Below are 18,785 nucleotides of genomic sequence, written 5' to 3' on the forward strand. Positions count from 1 at the left end.
TTCACTTGCCTGTCCTCAGATGGCCTGCGTGGGCCAGCTCCACTGCCGCCGTGCCGATGTCGCCAGCACCAAGCAGCAGCAGCAGATCGCCGTCGCGCAGCAGCGCCGGCAGCGTTTCCTTCAGATCGCGCGGATGCTCGACCAGCACCGGATCGACCTTGCCGCGCGCACGCACCGCGCGCGCCAGCGCGCGGCCGTCGGCACCGGCGATCGGCGCCTCACCTGCTGGGTAGACATCGGTCAGCACCAGCACATCGGCCTCGGCCAGCACGTTGGCAAAGTCGTCGAGCAGGTCACGCGTGCGGCTGTAACGGTGCGGCTGGAAGCCGACCACCAGCCGACGCTCCGGCCAACCGCCACGCGCGGCGTCGAACACCGCCGCAAGCTCGCGCGGGTGATGGCCGTAGTCATCGACCAGCAATACACTGCCGTGATCGAGCGCGATCTCGCCACGGCGATGGAAGCGCCGACCGACACCCTGGAAGTATTCCAGTGCATGCGCCAGCGCGTCGGCTTCCACGCCGAGCTGCCAGCCGATCGTGGCGGCGGCCAAAGCATTCAGCACATTGTGCCGACCCGGCAGATTCAACTTCACCGGCAACGCGTCGCTACGGTTCGGCAGCAGCAGATCGAAATGCATCTCGAAGCCGTGCTGGGTGAGGTTCACTGCGCGCACGTCGGCATCCACCGTATCGATGCCATACGTCATCACGCGACGCGTGGTGGATTTCGCCAGTTCGGCGACTTCCGGGTCGTCCATGCACAACACGGCCAGGCCGTAGAACGGCAACCGGTGCAGGAAATCGGCGAACGCCTTCTTCACCTGGGCGAAATCACCGCCGTAGTTCTCCAGGTGATCGGCGTCGATATTGGTGACCGCGGCGATCACCGGCGACAGCAGCAGGAACGAGCCATCGGATTCATCGGCTTCCGCCACCAGATACTGGCCAGTGCCCAGCCGCGCATTCGCGCCGGCAGCATTCAGCTGGCCACCGATCACGAAGGTCGGGTCGTAGCCGGCCTCGGCCAGTACGCTCGCGGTGAGGCTGGTGGTGGTGGTCTTGCCGTGGGTGCCAGCGATCGCCACGCCACGGCGAAAGCGCATCAGTTCGCCGAGCATCTCCGCACGCGGGATCACCGGGATGCGCGCGGTACGCGCGGCAACCAGTTCCGGGTTGCCCTGTTTGATCGCACTTGAGGTCACCACCACGTCGGCATCGCCGATGTGCTCGGCGGCATGCCCGACATGCACCGTGATGCCCAGCTGCTGCAGACGCTGTGCCGTCGACGAATTCGCGCGGTCGGAACCGGACACCGCATAACCGAGGTTGTGCAGCACCTCGGCGATGCCGCTCATGCCGACACCACCAATGCCGATGAAGTGCACGCGACGGAACGTGCTCATCAGATCCTCGTGCGCATGCAAGCGACGCGGCGTCATACGGCGACCTCCAGGCATGCGCGGGCAATCACGTCGGCCGCGTCCGGCTTGGCCAGCGTACGTGCGGCTTCAGCCATGGCCAGCAGCTGCGTGCGGTTGCCCAGCAGCGATTCCAGCCGCTGCGCCAAATTCTGTACGTCCAGATCCCGCTCCTGAATTACAACGGCGGCGCCTGCGGCCACCAACACTTCTGCATTGCGCGTCTGGTGGTCGTCCACCGCATGCGGGAACGGCACCAGCACCGCACCGAGTCCCGCGGCGGTCAGCTCAGCCAGGGTCAGCGCGCCCGCGCGACAGACGGCCAGATCGGCCCAGCCATAGCTGGCAGCCATGTCATCGATGAATGGCACTACTTGTGCCTCGACACCGGCTTTCGCATACGCCTCGCGCGCTTCGTCGAGACCGCGATTGCCGGATTGATGCAGCACGTCCGGGCGCTGTTCGGGTGTCAGCTGCGCGAGTGCCTGTGGCACGGCCAGATTCAGGGCGCGCGCACCGAGGCTGCCACCAAGCACGAGCAAGCGCGGCTTGCCATTGCGCGCGGTCATGCGTTGCATCGGCTCAGGCAACGCGGCAATGACGGCGCGCACCGGGTTGCCAACCCATTCGGCCTGCGGCAATGCATCGGCAAAGCCGGCCAGCACGCGCTTCGCGAATCCGGCCAGCTTGCGGTTGGTGAATCCGGCCACGCGGTTCTGCTCATGCACCAGCAATGGGCAGCGCAGCAACCACGCGGCGAGGCCGCCGGGGCCAGCCACATAGCCACCCATCGACAACACGCTGCGCGGCTTCACCTTGCGCAGCACGGCCAGCGATGCAATCAGCGCGCGCAGCAGCATCAACGGCGCCAGCAGGCGGGTCTTGAGGCCCTTGCCGCGCAGGCCACCGACCACCACCGTGTGCAACTCGATCCGGTGCGCCGGCACCACCTTGGTTTCCATGCCGCCGGCCGCGCCCAGCCACACCACGGGCACGCCTTGCGCGCGCAGGCAATCGGCCACGGCCAGACCGGGAAAGATATGGCCACCGGTACCACCGGCCATGATCAGCACGGGCGCCGACGCGGTCATGCAATCACCGCTTCGCGCGGCTTGACCACGACATTTGCATCGACGGCTGCAACCGCTGCCGGCACGCGCGTCGTCATCTGCCGCGCATCCAGCGCGCGGTTGATTTCAAACGTGGCGCGCAACAGCACGCCAGCCATCGCGCAGGTCAGCACCATCGACGAACCGCCATAGCTGATCAACGGCAGGGTCAGGCCCTTGGTCGGCAGCGCACCGAGATTCACGCCGACCGACACGATCGCCTGCATCGCCAGCATCAGCGAAACACCGAACGCCACGTAACCGGCAAAGCGCTGGCCGACCTCGACGCCCTTCAGACCCAGATACAGGCCGCGTCCTACCGCCAGTGCGAACAGCCCCATCACCAGCACCACACCGGCCAGGCCGAGTTCCTCACCGATCACCGCGAAAATGAAGTCGGTGTGCGCCTCTGGCAGATAAGACAGCTTCAACACGCTGGAGCCAAGCCCCACACCGCCCCACTCACCGCGTCCGATCGCCATCAGCGACTGGGTCAACTGGAACCCATCATCGAACGGGTGATCCCACGGATGCAGGAAGGTCGTCAATCGCTTCATGCGATAGCTTTCGCCGGTCGCCGCGATGTACAACAGCGGCATCAGCGGCAGGCCCATGATGAACAGGAAGATCGGCCGCGCCCCACCGAGCCAGACCATCGCGATGGTCACCGCGATCACCAGCGTGGCCGAGCCAAAATCCGGCTGCGCCAGCAGCAGCAGCACGATCACGCCAGCGACCATGATCGGCTTGATCAAGCCAAGAAAGCGTGTCTCGACGTTCTCGCGATGGCGCACCAGGTAACTGGCGAGGTACACCACCAGAATGAGCTTGACCGCTTCCACCGGCTGGAAGCTGGTCACCAGCAGGTTCAGCCAGCGCCGCGCGCCATTGATGCGCATGCCGAAATGCGGCACGAACACCGCCAGCAGCAGGACAAAAGCCACTGCCAGCAGTGGGAACGCATGCTTTTCCAGCAGCTTCAGCTCGGTACGCATCGCCATGCCGGCGGCGATCATGCCCAGACTGAGAAACAGCAAGTGTTTCTTCAGGAAGTAGAACGCGCCCAAGTTCTGGCTGTCGGCCACCGCGATCGAGCTGGAGGTCACCATCACCACGCCGATGCTGACCAGTCCGATCAAGGCGACCAGGAGCCACAGGTCGAAGCTGCCGCGTGGGCCCTGTCGACGTTTTGCCTGGGTGGTGTCGAAGCCGAACATCAGCGCACCTTCAACGTGGCAAGACCGACCAGCACCAGCACCACGCTGATGATCCAGAAACGCACGATCACCCGCGGCTCCGGCCAACCCTTCAATTCGAAGTGGTGATGGATCGGCGCCATCCGGAACACGCGCTTGCCAGTGAGCTTGAAGCTTGCGACCTGGATCATCACCGAGGCGGTTTCCATCACGAACACGCCACCCATCACCAGCAACACGATTTCCTGGCGCACGATCACCGCGACGCAGCCGAGTGCGGCGCCCATCGCCAGCGCACCGACATCCCCCATGAATACCTGTGCCGGATAGGTGTTGAACCACAGGAAGCCCAGTCCCGCGCCGGCCAGCGCGCCGCAGAAGATCGACAGCTCGCCCGCGCCGGGAATCGACGGAATGCCGAGGTATTCGGAAAACACCTTGTTGCCGGCGAGGTACGCGAACACGCCCAACGCGCCAGAGACCAGCACGGTCGGCATGATCGCCAGCCCATCCAGACCGTCGGTGAGATTCACCGCGTTGGAGAAACCGACGATCATGAAATAGGCCACCACCACGAACAGCAGCCCCAGCGGGAGCACCACGTGCTTGAACAGCGGCACATACAGCGCGGTCTCCGCCACCGGCAGCCCGGCGACAGCCGCCGGCGCGCTGTAGTAAAGGAACAGCGCCGCACCGAGGCCGAACACCGACTGCCAGAAATATTTCCAGCGGCTGGCCAGCCCACGGCTGTCCTTCAACACCAGCTTGCGGTAGTCGTCGTAGAAACCGATCGCGCCGTACGCCAGCATCACCGCCAGCACCACCCACACATAACGGTTGTGCAGGTCGGCCCACAGCAGGGTGGCCACGCTGACCGAGAGCAGGATCATCACGCCGCCCATGGTCGGCGTGCCGGCCTTGACCAGATGCGTCTGCGGACCGTCGCTGCGCACCACCTGGCCGGCCTTCAGTGCAGCCAGCCGATTGATCAGCCACGGCCCGCACAGCAGCGACATCGCCAGCGCCGTGAGCGCGGCCATGATCGTGCGGAAGGTGATGTACTGGAACAGATGCAACGCGGTGAAATGCCGTGCCATCCAGTCCGCCAGTTCAAGCAGCATGGGAAGCACCTCCCTGGTTCTTGTCTGCATGCACCCGATGGCTGCCGAGCGCAGCAACGACCTGCTCCATGCCGGCTGAGCGCGAGCCCTTCACCAGGCAGGTAACGCCGCCATGCAGTTGTGTCTGCAGCGCGGCAATCAGTGCCGCCTTGTCGTTGAAATGTTCGCCGCGCGCGCCGAAGGCCTCGACGGTGGCCGCGCCGAGCGGACCAACGGCAAACAGTCGCTCGACACCGCGCTCGCGCGCATGCGTGCCGATACCGGCATGCAGTGCAAGCGCATCCGGACCCAGCTCGGCCATGTCACCCAGCACCAGCCAGCGTTCGCCGGTGGCCAGCATCAGTGTGTCGATCGCCGCCGCCATCGAGCTCGGGTTCGCGTTGTAGCTGTCGTCGATAAGTGTCCAGCCGCCCTCCATCACTTCGCGGCGCAGCCGGCCTGGTACACCTGGTGCCTGTTCCAGTCCGGCGACGATGATGTCGAGCGGCACCTCGAGTGCGATCGCGATCGCCGCTGCGGCCAGCGCATTGGCGATGTTGTGGCGACCGGGCAATGGCAGCGCCACCTCGGCATCGCCGAGCGGTGTGCTGAGCACGAAACGTGAACCGTCCACGCGCTGCTCCACGATGTCCGCGCCGACATTCGCTGGATGATCGAGGCCAAAACGCAGCTGCTTGCGCGAACCGGCCAGGCCGCCGAAGAAACTGGCGAAGCTGTCATCGGCATTGATGATCGCGCTGCCGTCTACCGGCAGCGCCTGATACAGCGCACCCTTGGTTTCGGCCACGCCTTCAACACTGCCCATCCGCGCAAGATGCGCCGGCGCAATGAGCGTGACGAGGCCGATATCGGGCCGCGCGATGGCAGCCAGATAGGCTATGTCGCCCGGCTTGCCGGCACCCATCTCGAAGACGGCGTACTCGGTGTCTTCCGGCATCGCCAGCAGGCTCAGTGGCAGGCCCAACTCGTTGTTGTAGTTGCCGGAGCTGACATGCGTGCGGCCATGCCGGGACAGGATCGAGGCGATCAACGTCTTCACCGTGGTCTTACCGTTGGAGCCGGTGATGCCAACCACGCGCACGTTGCGTTGAGCACGCACTGCACTGGCCAGATCGCCCAGCGCCAACGCACTGTCATCGACCACGACCTGCGGCAGTACGCTGTCGACCTTGTGTGTCACCAGCGCCGCCACCGCACCACGCTCGGCCGCTTCGGCCAGATAATCGTGACCATCCACCCGTTCGCCCCTGATCGCGACGAACAGGTCGCCGGGCTTCAGCTTGCGGGTATCGATCACAACACCGGTAATCTCGGCATCGGCGCCGAACAACTGCCCGTGGGTCCACACGGCGATGGTGCTCAACGGCATCATGCGCGCGGCTCCCGGCTGATCCGTTCCAGCGCCGCATGCGCCACCGCCAGATCGTCGAATGGACGCTTGCCGGTGGCGCCTTCCTGGTAGGTCTCATGCCCCTTGCCGGCGATCAGCACCACATCACCGGACTGCACGAGTCGCAATGCATGGCTGATCGCCGATGCGCGATCGCGCTCTACCGTCATCGAACGCGCCGAGGCCATGCCAGCGACGATCTGCGCCACGATCGCGTCACCATCTTCGCCACGCGGATTGTCATCAGTCACGATCGCGATATCGGCCAATCGTGCGGCGATCGCGCCCATCAGCGGACGCTTGCCGGCGTCACGTTCTCCGCCGCAACCGAACACACAGATCAGCCGACCGGCGCAATGTGCGCGTACGGCGGTCAACGCCTGCTCCAGCGCGTCCGGGGTATGCGCGTAATCGACCACGACCAGCGGCAAGCCATGCAGTCCACCCAGCCGGCTCATGCGGCCATTGACCGGCTGCAACTTCTCGACTGCTGCCACGATGCGCTCGAGCGGCTCGCCGAGCGCGCCAAGACAGGCCACCACGGTGAGCAGGTTCGCCACGTTGAAGCGGCCCAGCAGCTGACTATTCAGCGCACGCGTGCCCCATGGCGTGCGCAGGTGGAACGCCAACCCTTCGGCCGAGGTGGTGATGGCGCTGGCGGCGATCTCGGCATCCGCCTCGCCAGTCATGCTCACACGCAGCGGCTTCACGTCGGCTGGCAACTGCGCTACCAGTTCACGACCGAATGCATCGTCGATGTTGATCACAGCACTCTGCAGCCCAGACCATGCGAACAGCTTCGCCTTGGCCGCGCCGTAGGCTTCCATGCTGCCGTGATAATCCAGATGGTCGCGGGTCAGATTGGTGAAGGCCGCCACCTCGAAGTCCACCGCTGCCACACGCCCCTGCTCCAGCGCATGCGACGACACTTCCATCGCCACGTGGCTGACGCCGGCTTCGCGAAAATCCGCCAGCAGGCCCTGCACACTGATCGCGTCGGGCGTGGTGCGCTCGCCTTCGCGCAGCTGACCATGCACGCCCGCACCAAGCGTGCCGATGGTGGCGGTGCGATGATCAAGGAGAGTCAGTGCCTGCGCCAGCAGCTGTACACAGGAGGTCTTGCCGTTGGTACCGGTGATGCCGATCACGCGCATCGCCTCGGCCGGACGGTCGTAGAAGCGCGCAGCGATTTCACTGACCTGATCGTGCAGACCATCGATCCACAGCAGCGGCACGTTGAGCGGCGCCACCTCGACCGCCGGCGCTTCGGCCAGCACGACCTGGGCGCCGCGCTGCACCGCGCTGGCGGCAAATTCGATGCCGTGTCCCTGGGTACCGCGCAGGGCGAAGAATGCATCGCCGCGACGCACCCGGCGCGAGTCGAGCGCCAGCCCGGACACCACGATACGGCCAGCACCCGGCGCCGCGGCAACCTGCGCGTCGGCGATCCCCATCAGCAGCTGATCGAGGTGACCGGTGCTCATGGCGTCGCCTCTTCGGCCGGCGCTTCTTCGATGTTTGGTGCGACCGGCGGCTTGTTGCCAGTCAGCCCGTTCTCGGCCTGCAATGGGCCGCCGACGTACCAGCGGCCGATATTGTCGGGTGGGATGTCGAGCAGTCGCAACGCGCCGGCCATGACCTCAGCAAACACCGGAGCCGAGACCAAACCACCGTAGTAACTGCCCTTCCTGGGATTGTCGACGACCACGGCCGCAACCAGCCGCGGGTTGGTCGCCGGCACCATCCCGGCGAACGCAGCACTGTAGTTGTCCTTCGAGTATCCGCCCGCCACCGCCTTGTGCGCTGTGCCGGTCTTGCCGGCCACGGTGTAATTGGCAATCCACGCATACGGCGCTGCGGTACCACCCGGCTGGGTGGTGGTCTCCAGCATGCCCACCAGCTCTTGGGCTATCTGCGGCTCTATGATCGCCTTGGCGTCACTGTCGTTGCCTTTGATGAAGGTCGGCAAGTGCATGACGCCGCCATCGGCGATCGTCGCGTAGGCATTCGCCAGTTGCAGCACGGTCACGTTGAGACCGTAGCCGTAGCCCAGGATGGCTTTTTCCAGCGGCCGCCACTCATGCCCGATCTTCAGGTAGCCGGATGCTTCACCGGGAAACCCGCTGTTGGTGCTGTTGCCAAAACCGAACGCGCGATAGGTGTCGTACATCAGCCCGGTATCGAGCTGCATGGCGATATGCGCAGCGCCGACGTTGCTCGACTTGGTGATCACGCCGGTCGGCGTCAGCAGTCCGTAATTGTGCGTGTCGTGGATGTCATGGCCCTGGAAATACCAGTGTCCGCCGGTGGTGTCGATCGCCGGGCCGGTCGGCGTGAATTTGCCACTGGACAACGCCGCGGCCATCAGCACCGGCTTGATCGTCGAGCCCGGCTCGAGCACGTCGGTCATGGCGCGATTGCGACGATTCGACGGCGACGTGCTGCCTACGGCATTCGGGTTGTAGGTCGGCAGGTTGACCATCGCCAGCACTTCGCCGGTTTTCACGTCGAGTATCACGATCGAACCGGAATCGGCCTGGGACTTTTCCAGCGTGCTCTTCAGTTCGCTGTAGGCAAGGAACTGGATGCGCCGGTCGATGCTCAGGGTGAGATCACGCCCGGGCTGCGGTGCACGCACCTGCTCCAGATCCTCGACGATGTGGCCCTTGCCATCCTTGATCACACGCTTGATGCCCGGCTTGCCGGACAGCCAGTCGTCGTAGGCCAGTTCCAGGCCTTCCTGGCCGTGGTCGTCGATATTGGTGAAGCCGAGTACGTGCGCGGTCACTTCACCGGATGGGTAGTAACGCTTGAACTCGCGCTGACCATTGATGCCAGGGATGTCCAGATCGAGTACGGCCTGTGCCGCCGTCGGCGACATCTGGCGACGCAGATAGACGAACTCGCGATCCGCACGTTGCTCGAGATACTGCTTGATGGTGTCCGGATCATCATTCAGCGCCTTGGCCAATGCAGGAATGCGGTCCGCGCTGTCCAGCACCTCGGATGGATTCGCCCAGATCGACATCACCGGCGTCGACACCGCCAGCGGCTCGCCGTTGCGGTCGAAGATGGTGCCGCGCGACACCGGGATCTTCATCTCACGCAGGAAACGCGCATCGCCCTGGCTCTGGTAGAACTGCTTGCGCACGACCTGCAGGTCGAACGCGCGTGCGACCAGCCCGGCCGAGGCCAGACCCAGCAGCCCGATAACGATCGTCATGCGCTTGCGCGCACTGGGACCTGCACCGTGACGGTGACCTTGCCTGGGGGACGTGGTGTGGTTGCGCCAGGCCATCAACGCAGCAACCTGATGTCTTGTGGGCGCGGGTCGACCATGCCCAGCTTCTGCCGTGCCTGGTCGTCGATGCGCCGCGGCTCCGCATAGGTAGCTTGCTCCAGTTCGAGCTTGCCGTATTCGATATTCAGGTCGTCACGCTGGTTCTGCAGCGCCGTCAGGTTGACGAACAGCACGCGACTCTCGTGGCGCGTCCACACCACGCCGATCGCACTGGCCAGCGTTGCTGCCAGCAGGATCAGCATGAAAAGGGCGCCAATCATCTTCATGCGCCCCCTTCCTGAAGCTGGTCCTGGACGGGTAACTTCTCCGCCACGCGCAGCACGGCCGAACGCGAGCGCGGATTCACCGCAATCTCCGCATCCGACGGAAACTGCGCCTTGCCGACCGCCGCCAGACGCGCCGCCACCGCCAGCACCGGCGGACCGCGCCGGCTGTTCTGCACGCGACCGGAATGATCGCGAATGAACAGTTTCACCGCGCGGTCCTCCAGCGAATGGAAGCTGATCACCGAAAGTCGGCCGCCCGGCTTGAGCCGCTCCAGCGCAGCATTCAGGCCCCGCTGCAACGCATCGAGCTCACCGTTCACACGAATGCGCAAAGCCTGGAAGCTGCGTGTCGCCGGATGCTTGCCCGGTTCGCGACGACCCACCACGCGCTCCATCAGCGCGGCCAGCTGGCCCGTGCGGGTGAATGGCGTGGCCGCGCGATCCTCGACGATCGCGCGGGCGATGCGACGGCTGTGGCGCTCTTCGCCGTAGGTCCACAGCACGTCGGCAATTTCGCGCTCGTCGGCATGCGCCAGAAAATCCGCAGCGCTTTCGCCTTGCGTGGTGTCCATGCGCATATCCAGCGGCGCATCCGCCATGAAGCTGAAACCGCGTGCAGCCTCGTCCAGCTGCGGCGAAGACACGCCCAGATCGAGCAGCACGCCATCGAGACCGGCCGCGGTTTCGTCCCACTCGGCCAGACCTGAGAAATTGGCATGCCGGATCGTCACGCGCGGATCGTCGGCGAACTCGGCCTGCGCGGCGGCGATCGCCGTGGGGTCGCGATCCATCAGCAGCAGCCGGCCGGTGGGGCCGAGGCGCGACAGTACGGCGCGAGCATGACCACCGCGTCCAAACGTACCATCGAGATAGCGCCCGTCAGACTGCACGGACAGACCCTCCACCGCCTCACCCAGCATCACCGGGATATGCCGCAACTGCTCGGCCATGCCGCACTCCCGCCCGTCCAACCCGATTCCACTACGCCCCCGTTGCCGGCTGTTACAGGCGCAGAACTGCCATTTCGTTTGTGATGTCGTCTTCGCCGATGCTCTGGCGGATCTTGGCCAGATGCGCCTGTTCGCTCCAAAGTTCGAACTTGTTGCCCATGCCCAGCAGCACCGCCTTCTTCTCGATGCCCGCTGCCGCGCGTTGACTGGCCGGCAGCAACACCCGCGCCGCGCCATCGGGCTCGACCACGGCAGCAGCGCCGACCAGCTTCATCTGCATGTCGCGATGCGCGGCCTTGACCTTGGGCAGCGCATTCACCTGATCGCGCACCTGCTCCCACTCCGCATGCGGAAACAGCCACAGGCACCCCGGCTCGAACGGGTTGTAGGTGATCACCAGACGGTTGCCGCACTCGCCCGTCACCAGATCGCGATACGCGGTCGGGATGGCCAGGCGGCCCTTGTCGTCTACAGTGATGGCGGTTTCGCCCTGGAACACAGTCAGGTAACTCCACTAAAACCCACGATTTCACACTGGTACCCACGATAATCTCGCACCATGAGACTGTCAAGGGGAAATCGCTTGTGAATCAAGGAGAAAGGCGAAGTTGTGACGGTAATTCCAGCGCTTTCTCACGAACCTCTTCAAGGTGTTTGAAAGCAAGGGATTTTTTATTTCAGCACCTGTACTACCAAGGCGCCAAACCGGGTCAATTCGGGGTTTTCGGGCGTCCCGGGGATGAATCGGCGTTCATCACGCACGCCCCCGCACCGCATTCCCGACACGTTTGTCACCGCGTCGGGAATGCCTTGCTCGGGAATTAGGTGGAGTCGGCCTGTAAGCCGGGTTCTGTACGTCTTGCGACGCGACAGTCATTCCTCTCGGCCAGACGTCGCCGTCTAGCTCCAGCAACCTACCCGGGAACAACGCGGGCCGCGTTATCGTTCCCCTATTTGGTCTTGCTCCGAGTGGGGTTTACCGTGCCGTACGACGTTAGCCCCGTACGCGGTGCGCTCTTACCGCACCCTTTCACCCTTACCACGCACATCCGAAGATGCCGTTCGGCGGTCTGCTCTCTGTTGCACTGGCCGTCAGCTCACGCTGCCCAGGAGTTACCTGGCACTCTGCCCTATGGAGCCCGGACTTTCCTCGATGCACTTGCGTGCGACGCGACTGCCCGGCCGACTCCACTGACGATTGTACCCCACGCGAGGGCCTCAGCCCTCGTAGAGCAGCTTGCGTGGCGCGCCAGTGATCGCTGCCGCCATCTTGGCCGCCTTCGCCGGCGGCAGTTCCTCGCGCAGGATCGCGAAGATACGCTGACCTTCGGCAAGCTTGGCATCGGCCTCCTCGCCGCGCCCGGCGACCAGGATCACGCATTCGCCGCGCTGCTGATCAGGATCGGCCGCGACCCTTGCCGCCAGTTCCGCCAGCGGCTCGCCCAGCACCGTCTCGAACATCTTGGTCAGTTCGCGCGCCAGCACGGCTTCACGCTCGGCACCGAAGACATCGCGCATATCGGCCAGACTCTCAGCCACGCGATGCGACGACTCATAGAAGATGACCGTGCGTGCATCACCGGCCAGCTCCTGCAGACGGCTGCGCCGTGCCGCCGCCTTCGGCGGCAGGAAACCCTCGAACACGAAGCGATCGCTGGGCAGCCCCGCTACCGACAGCGCAGCAATCGCCGCGCAGGCGCCGGGCACCGGAATGCAGCGAACACCGGCCGCACGCGCCGCACGCACCAGGCGGAAGCCCGGATCGCTGATCAGCGGCGTGCCGGCATCGGAAATCAGCGCCACCGAGTCGCCACCCTGCAGCCGCCGCACGATCGCCTCCACCGCGTCGCGCTCGTTGTGCTCATGCAAGGCGATCAGCGGCGTGTCGATGTTGTGATGTACCAGCAACGGGCGACTGTGGCGGGTGTCTTCGGCGGCAATGACCGCGACTTCACGCAAGGTCACGATGGCGCGGGCGGACAGATCATCGCGGTGACCGATCGGGGTGGCGACCACCCACAGACAACCTGGCTGAACTGATGACATCGTCATACTCCTGCGCCGCGGGCCGGCAATCCAATCGGCTATGATCGCGCATTGATGACCATGACGACCAAGGGATCTCCCATGCGCTTCATGCGCCTCTCGCGCGTCGCCGCGATCGGACTGGTGCTTTCACTCGCCCTGACCGCCTGTGTGCCGGGCAACGTCCAGCGCTCGCCGGCGGAAATCGCCGCCGCGCAGAACGCCGCCGCGCTGGCACAGCAGGGCCAGTTCGAGCAGGCCGCGCAGGCCTATCTGGCCCTGGCCGCACAGTCTTCCGGCCACGCTGACAGCTATCGCCTGCTGGCCGCCGAGGCGTGGCGCCAGGAGGGTCAGATCGAGCGTGCCGCACCGACGCTTGCCCAGATCAATCGTCAGCACCTGAGCGATGACGAACCACTGCGTTTCGACCTGCTGCGCGCCGAACTGGCGCTCAACCAGCATGACGCCAACACCGCATTGCAACTCACCACCCAGCCGAATGTCACGGTCCCGGCCGCGCTGCAACTGCGCCTGCTGGAACTGCGTGCCCGCGCCATGCAAGCCGGTGGCGACAGTTGGGGCGCGGCACGCACCCGCGTGCAGATGGACGACCAGCTGAGCGGCTTCGATCACACCCAGAACCGTCGACAGATTCTCGATCTGCTCGCCAGCGTGAACGTCGATTCGCTCAAGCAGCGCGCCGCCGCGATGAAACCGGGTGACCGCATGCTGCCATGGGTCAATGAGGCGCTGACACGGCAAGGCGTTGCGGTGGCACGTCCGCAGCCGGAACTGCAGCAACCGGTCGGCACCCTGCTGCCCGGTGCCAATGCGACTGTGCGCGAAGGCTACAAAGTACCTGCCCAGGTGGCCTTGCTGCTGCCCGCCGATGGCAATTACGCGGCGGCAAGCACGCCGATCCGGGAAGGTTTCTTCGCCGCCTACCTGGATGCCGGGCGCAACCATGCACCTCGCCCGGTCATACGCGTGTACGACAGCCACGGCACCGCCGACGGCGCCATCAAGGCCTACCAGCAGGCGGTCAGCGACGGCGCCAACCTGGTGGTTGGCCCGCTGACCCGCGGCGAAGTCGCCGCCGTGTTCGGCCAGGCGCAACTGCCAGTGCCGCTGCTCGCGCTCAACCATCCCGACGACCGCCAGTTGCCGGCGGGTGACACCAGCGAATTCGGCCTGCTACCGGAGACCGAAGGCGCCCAGGCCGCCGATCACATGATCGAGCGCGGCCTGCATCACGCCTATGTGCTGGTCTCCAACGATGACTTCGCCCAGCGCGCCGCCGGAGCGTTCAAGGCCGAACTGGCCGCCCGTGGTGGCCAGCTTGACGGCATGCTGACCCTGACCAGCTTCACCAATGCGGTCAGTGGTCTGAATATCCCGCATGGCAGCCCGGCCGCGCCTGCCAGCGCGAGCAGCACCGACGCCGCATCGGCAGCGACCGACAACGGGAGCAGCGCCGGCAACGACACCGGCATCTTCATCAGCATGCGGCCGAATCAGGCCCGCATGCTGATCCCGCAACTGCTGATCGCCAACATCCACCTGCCGGTGTTTGCCACCTCGCACATTTACGATGGCAGCGACGATGCCACCGCGAACCGCGATCTGGATGGCGTGGAGTTCTGCGACGCACCGTGGCTGTTCGATGCCCAACCAGGCCTGCCAAGCCATGCCGATATCGCCACACAGTTGCCGGCTGCGCAGGGGAGTGCCGCACGATTGTTCGCGTTCGGCATGGATGCGTGGAATCTGGTGCCGTATCTCGACTGGCTACGCACACACCCGGGCAGTTACATGCCAGGTGCCAGTGGCCAGCTGACGGCCGACCAGTTCGGCCGCATCCGTCGCGTGCTGATCTGGGCGCAATTCCAGGATGGGCTGGCACGGCCATTGAGCGGCAGCCTGCAGACGGATGACGTCCCCTCCGGCGCGCCACCTGCCGACAGCACACCAGCACCGACCAGCTTCTCGCCAGCCAGCTCCTCGTCAACGGGGGCCACACCACTCATCCCGAGCTGATGCGCGCTGCTGGCAATTCCTTCGAGCAACGCGCCTGCGCCGAACTCGAGCGCGCCGGGCTGAAGCTGCTGGTGCGCAACTACAGCACCCGCCATGGCGAGCTGGACTTGGTGATGCGAGATGGCGACACCGTGGTGTTTGTCGAGGTGCGCTATCGCAAGAGCGCCAGCCACGGTGACGCCACAGCTTCGGTTACCGCCAGCAAGCAAGCCCGCTTGATCCTCGCTGCCCAGCACTGGCTGGCGGCGCATCCGCAACACGCACGGCGTACCTGTCGTTTCGATGTGATCAGCTACGACGGCCCGGTCGACGCCATCCGGCGCGACTGGCTGCGCGGTGCATTCGAGGCAACTTAAATTCCGTGCAGTGATCAAGTGGGATAGGCTTTGGCGATGCACCTGCCAGCCACCTTGCTCGCCCAGCTTCGCGAAATTTTCCCCGCCGACGCGCTCGCCAGCGGCGAAGCCGAACGGATCGCCTATTCGTACGACAACTCGCGCCTGCATGCGCTGCCCGACGTCGTGGTGTTTCCGACCGAGCACGCGCAAGTCGAAGCACTGGTGCAGGCATGTCGCTCGCACAAGATCCCGGTGATTGCACGTGGGCGCGGCAGCAATACCACCGGCGCCACGGTGCCGGTGGACGGTGGCATCGTGGTGAGCTTCGAGCGGATGAACCGGATCCTGCGCATCGATCCGGACAACCGCCTCGCAGTGGTCGAACCCGGCGTGTTGAATGGCGATTTGCAGCAGGCTCTATTGGCATACGGTTTCTTCTGGCCGCCCGATCCCTCCTCTGCACCCTGGTGCAGCATCGGCGGCAATCTCGCCTGCAACTCGGCCGGTCCGCGCACCGTGAAATACGGCAGCCCACGCGAGAACACGCTGGGTCTGCGCGCGGTTGCCGGCAACGGCGAGGGCTTCCGTTGCGGTACCTACACCAGCAAGGGCGCCACCGGTTACGACCTGACCCGATTGCTGATCGGCTCGGAAGGCACGCTAGCCCTGATCACCGAGGCCACCTTGAAACTCACCCCGAAACCGTCAGCGGTGCGCACCTTGCGCGCCACCTACCGCGATGTCGGTGCAGCCGCGCGTGCGGTGGCACGGATCATGGCGCAGCCGGTGACGCCGTGTGCGCTGGAATTCATCGACGACGTGGCGCTGAAGCTGGCGCATGCGCATGGCGGTGACAGCGTGCCGCTGGCCGGCGCGATGCTGATGATCGAGGTCGATGGCGAGCCGGCGACGCTGCCCTCCGCCGTGGAAGCGGTTTCGCGCGCCGCGCGCTGTGACGGGCTGGAGGAACTGCGCCTCGCCGAAACCGCCGAGGAAACCCGCGCGCTGTGGTCGGCGCGCAAAGCGCTGTCGCCAGCGCAGCGCACGATCTCGCCGAACAAGATCAACGAGGACGTGGTGGTGCCAGTCAGCCATCTGCCCGAACTGGTCGACGGCATCAAGCAGCTTTCGGCCAAGCACGATGTACTGATCGTCACCTTCGGCCATGCAGGCAATGGCAACCTCCACGTGAACCTGTTGCCACGCGATGAGGCCGAGCGCGAGCGCGCGCACGCCTGCCTCGCCGAGGTGTTCGCACTGGTGATCCGGCTGGAGGGTACGTTGTCCGGCGAGCACGGCATCGGCATGATCAAGCGCGAATTCATGCCACTCGCGCTGTCGCCGAACACGCTGGGACTGATGCGCAACATCAAGACCGCGTTCGATCCCGACGGCATCCTCAATCCGGGCAAGCTGCTGCCCTGAGCCGATCACCAGGAATCAGCATGCCTGACCAACTGGACAAACTGCTCATCGAGATCCGCGCCTGCCGATTGTGCGTGGCACATTTGCCGCTGGGTCCGCGACCAGTGCTGCAAGCCTCGTCGACAGCACGATTGCTGATCGTCAGTCAGGCGCCGGGACGCAAGGTGCACAACACCGGCATCCCGTTCAATGATGTCAGCGGCGAACGCCTGCGCGACTGGCTGGGCATCGACCACGACATGTTCTACGACGCCAGCCGCGTCGCGATCGTGCCGATGGGCTGCTGCTTCCCCGGCACCGGCCGCGGCGGCGATCTGCCGCCGCTGCCCGAATGCGCGCCGACCTGGCATCCGCGACTGCTGCCGCTGCTGAAGCAGGTCCAGCTGACCCTGGTGATCGGCCAGTATGCGCAGGCCGGCATCCTTGGTGTGCCGCGCGGCACGCGCCTCACCGACACCGTGCAGGCATGGCGCGAGCATCTCGCGCATGGCCGCCTGCCGCTGCCGCATCCCAGTCCGCGCAACCGGTTGTGGCTGGTGCGCAATCCATGGTTCGAGACCGAGTTGCTGCCGCTGCTGCGCGAACGCGTGGCTGCTGCTCTACATGCGGCAGCCTGAAAGGCCGCCTGTAGGAGCGCGCCCTGTGCGCGATGCCCTTCGCTCGATCAGCACCAGAGCATCGCGCACAGGGTGCGCTCTCACCAAATTCGGGAAGCTCATGATTGGGATGACCAACAATTTTCGCGAGTCGCTGCTTTTCATCGGCTCCGCGCGGTCGCTGCAGCGCGCCTTGCCGGTTCCCCGCAGCTTCCTCTAACCTGCCCCGGCTGGTGGCCACGGGACAGTTCCCTCGGCTGCGTCAGGGGACATACATGCCGGATACCCGCCCGTGAATTTGAAGCTCCGCCTTGTCGTCATGAATTTTCTCCAGTACTACATCTGGGGCGCCTGGCTTCTGACCATCGGCACGTGGTGGTTCCAGACCTTGCACTGGTCGGGCACCAGTTTCGGCGCGATCTTCTCGACGATGGGCATCGCCTCGCTGTTCATGCCTTCGCTGGCAGGCATCGTGGCGGACAAGTGGGTCAACGCCGAACGTCTGTACGGCCTGTTCCATATCCTTGGTGCGGCAGTGCTGCTCGCGATTCCGCATGCGGGCAATCCGCAGCAGATGTTCTGGGTAGTGCTGCTGTACATGTGTTTCTACATGCCCACCATCTCGCTCGCCATCGCGGTGGCGTACAACGCGCTGAAGCAGGAGGGGCTGGACGTTGTGAGCACCTATCCGCCGATCCGCGTGTGGGGCACCGTCGGTTTCATCGCCGCTACGTGGACAACCAGCCTGCTGGGCTTCAAGGCCTCCGCCGCGCAGTTCCACGTGGCCGCGGGCGCTTCGCTGCTGCTGGGCCTGTACGCCTTCAGCCTGCCCAAGTGCCCGCCCAAGCTCGATGCCGCGCACAGCCGCAGCGTGATGGATCGGCTCGGCCTCACCTCGTTCGTGCTGTTCAAGAACCGCAACATGGCTGTGTTCTTCATCTTCGCGATGCTGCTGGGCGCGGCGCTGCAACTCACCAACGCCTACGGCGACGCCTTCCTCAGCGACTTCGTCAAGGTGCCAGCCTACGCCAACCTGCTGACGGTGAAGTACTCCACCATCATCATTTCCATCTCGCAGTTCTCCGAAACCGCGTTCATCCTCACCATCCCGTTCTTCCTCAAGCGCTTCGGCATCAAGGCGGTGATGACGATGAGCATGCTGGCCTGGGTGCTGCGCTTCGGCCTGTTCGGCTTCGGCAACCCGGCCGACGGCCTGTGGATGATCGTACTGTCGTGCATCATCTATGGCATGGCGTTCGACTTCTTCAACATCTCCGGCTCGCTGTTCGTGGAGAGCCAGGCCGACCCGAAGATCCGCGCCAGCGCGCAGGGCCTGTTCATGCTGATGACCAACGGCGTGGGCGCGGTGCTGGGCAGCCTGATCGCGGGCTGGATGATCGACCGCTTCTTCACCAACCATGCCTGCGACGACACCGTCGCCATCTGCAAGGACTGGCACGGCATCTGGCTGGCCTTTGCCGGCTATTCACTGATCATGGCGCTCCTGTTCGTGCCGCTGTTCAGGCACAAGCACTGGGCACAGCCGCTGCGAGTTCTGCCAACGCACTGACATCGCCGGGCCAGCAGCGGCCGAGCCGGCTACAATGCGCA

General features: G+C 65.0%; 16 protein-coding genes and 1 other RNA gene. 5 read left to right on the forward strand and 12 right to left on the reverse strand.

Features of this window, described 5'->3' with window-relative positions:
* Position 1: 1 nt before the first annotated feature.
* From murC to rsmI, 12 genes are all read right to left on the reverse strand, one after another.
* On the reverse strand, positions 2-1,441 hold the full coding sequence (gene murC, locus GSQ75_RS03005) for a UDP-N-acetylmuramate--L-alanine ligase (protein ID WP_158753030.1): 1,440 nt from the start codon (positions 1,439-1,441) through the stop codon (positions 2-4).
* The gene (gene murG / locus GSQ75_RS03010) at positions 1,438-2,511 is read right to left on the reverse strand and encodes an undecaprenyldiphospho-muramoylpentapeptide beta-N-acetylglucosaminyltransferase (RefSeq protein ID WP_158753031.1); all 1,074 of its coding nucleotides are present in this window, start codon (positions 2,509-2,511) and stop codon (positions 1,438-1,440) included. The genes murC and murG overlap by 4 nt, the downstream gene beginning before the upstream one ends.
* A complete protein-coding gene (gene ftsW, locus GSQ75_RS03015) occupies positions 2,508-3,746 on the reverse strand; it encodes a putative lipid II flippase FtsW (RefSeq protein WP_158753032.1) in 1,239 nt (412 codons plus the stop codon). Before ftsW ends, murG begins: the two co-directional genes overlap by 4 nt.
* Positions 3,746-4,846, reverse strand: a complete 1,101-nt coding sequence (gene mraY / locus GSQ75_RS03020) for a phospho-N-acetylmuramoyl-pentapeptide-transferase (RefSeq protein ID WP_158753033.1) — start codon at positions 4,844-4,846, stop codon at positions 3,746-3,748. The genes ftsW and mraY overlap by 1 nt, the downstream gene beginning before the upstream one ends.
* On the reverse strand, positions 4,836-6,218 hold the full coding sequence (gene murF, locus GSQ75_RS03025) for a UDP-N-acetylmuramoyl-tripeptide--D-alanyl-D-alanine ligase (protein WP_158753034.1): 1,383 nt from the start codon (positions 6,216-6,218) through the stop codon (positions 4,836-4,838). Before murF ends, mraY begins: the two co-directional genes overlap by 11 nt.
* A complete protein-coding gene (locus GSQ75_RS03030; RefSeq protein WP_158753035.1) occupies positions 6,215-7,720 on the reverse strand; it encodes a UDP-N-acetylmuramoyl-L-alanyl-D-glutamate--2,6-diaminopimelate ligase in 1,506 nt (501 codons plus the stop codon). The genes murF and GSQ75_RS03030 overlap by 4 nt, the downstream gene beginning before the upstream one ends.
* On the reverse strand, positions 7,717-9,534 hold the full coding sequence (locus tag GSQ75_RS03035) for a penicillin-binding protein 2 (RefSeq protein WP_158753036.1): 1,818 nt from the start codon (positions 9,532-9,534) through the stop codon (positions 7,717-7,719). The genes GSQ75_RS03030 and GSQ75_RS03035 overlap by 4 nt, the downstream gene beginning before the upstream one ends.
* Positions 9,534-9,794, reverse strand: coding sequence for a cell division protein FtsL (ftsL, locus tag GSQ75_RS03040; RefSeq protein WP_174236696.1), 261 nt, complete (start codon positions 9,792-9,794; stop codon positions 9,534-9,536). Before ftsL ends, GSQ75_RS03035 begins: the two co-directional genes overlap by 1 nt.
* 5 nt (positions 9,795-9,799) lie before the next feature.
* The gene (gene rsmH, locus GSQ75_RS03045; protein WP_158753038.1) at positions 9,800-10,753 is read right to left on the reverse strand and encodes a 16S rRNA (cytosine(1402)-N(4))-methyltransferase RsmH; all 954 of its coding nucleotides are present in this window, start codon (positions 10,751-10,753) and stop codon (positions 9,800-9,802) included.
* Positions 10,754-10,805: 52 nt separating this feature from the next.
* Complete coding sequence (gene mraZ / locus GSQ75_RS03050) at positions 10,806-11,252, reverse strand: division/cell wall cluster transcriptional repressor MraZ (protein WP_158753039.1); 447 nt, start codon at positions 11,250-11,252, stop codon at positions 10,806-10,808.
* A gap of 324 nt (positions 11,253-11,576) precedes the next feature.
* Positions 11,577-11,943: RNase P RNA component class A (rnpB, locus tag GSQ75_RS03055), an RNA gene on the reverse strand.
* A 28-nt stretch (positions 11,944-11,971) separates the two neighbouring features.
* Complete coding sequence (gene rsmI, locus GSQ75_RS03060) at positions 11,972-12,799, reverse strand: 16S rRNA (cytidine(1402)-2'-O)-methyltransferase (protein ID WP_158753040.1); 828 nt, start codon at positions 12,797-12,799, stop codon at positions 11,972-11,974.
* 81 nt (positions 12,800-12,880) lie between these two features.
* On the opposite strand from rsmI, the gene GSQ75_RS03065 reads away from it, so the two are divergent.
* From GSQ75_RS03065 to GSQ75_RS03085, 5 genes are all read left to right on the forward strand, one after another.
* Positions 12,881-14,815, forward strand: coding sequence for a penicillin-binding protein activator (locus tag GSQ75_RS03065; RefSeq protein ID WP_158753041.1), 1,935 nt, complete (start codon positions 12,881-12,883; stop codon positions 14,813-14,815).
* Positions 14,815-15,171: a YraN family protein gene (locus GSQ75_RS03070; protein ID WP_158753042.1), complete on the forward strand. Its 357-nt coding sequence runs from the start codon at positions 14,815-14,817 to the stop codon at positions 15,169-15,171. Before GSQ75_RS03065 ends, GSQ75_RS03070 begins: the two co-directional genes overlap by 1 nt.
* 36 nt (positions 15,172-15,207) lie before the next feature.
* Entirely contained in the window at positions 15,208-16,578 is a 1,371-nt protein-coding gene (locus GSQ75_RS03075) for an FAD-linked oxidase C-terminal domain-containing protein (RefSeq protein WP_158753043.1), read from the forward strand.
* A 20-nt stretch (positions 16,579-16,598) separates the two neighbouring features.
* Entirely contained in the window at positions 16,599-17,195 is a 597-nt protein-coding gene (locus tag GSQ75_RS03080) for a uracil-DNA glycosylase family protein (RefSeq protein WP_174236687.1), read from the forward strand.
* 271 nt (positions 17,196-17,466) lie between these two features.
* Positions 17,467-18,744, forward strand: a complete 1,278-nt coding sequence (locus GSQ75_RS03085; RefSeq protein ID WP_158753044.1) for a nucleoside permease — start codon at positions 17,467-17,469, stop codon at positions 18,742-18,744.
* Positions 18,745-18,785 lie beyond the last annotated feature (41 nt).

The sequence above is a fragment of the Dyella sp. S184 genome (genome assembly GCF_009766065.1).
Taxonomy (GTDB): Bacteria; Pseudomonadota; Gammaproteobacteria; order Xanthomonadales; family Rhodanobacteraceae; genus Rhodanobacter.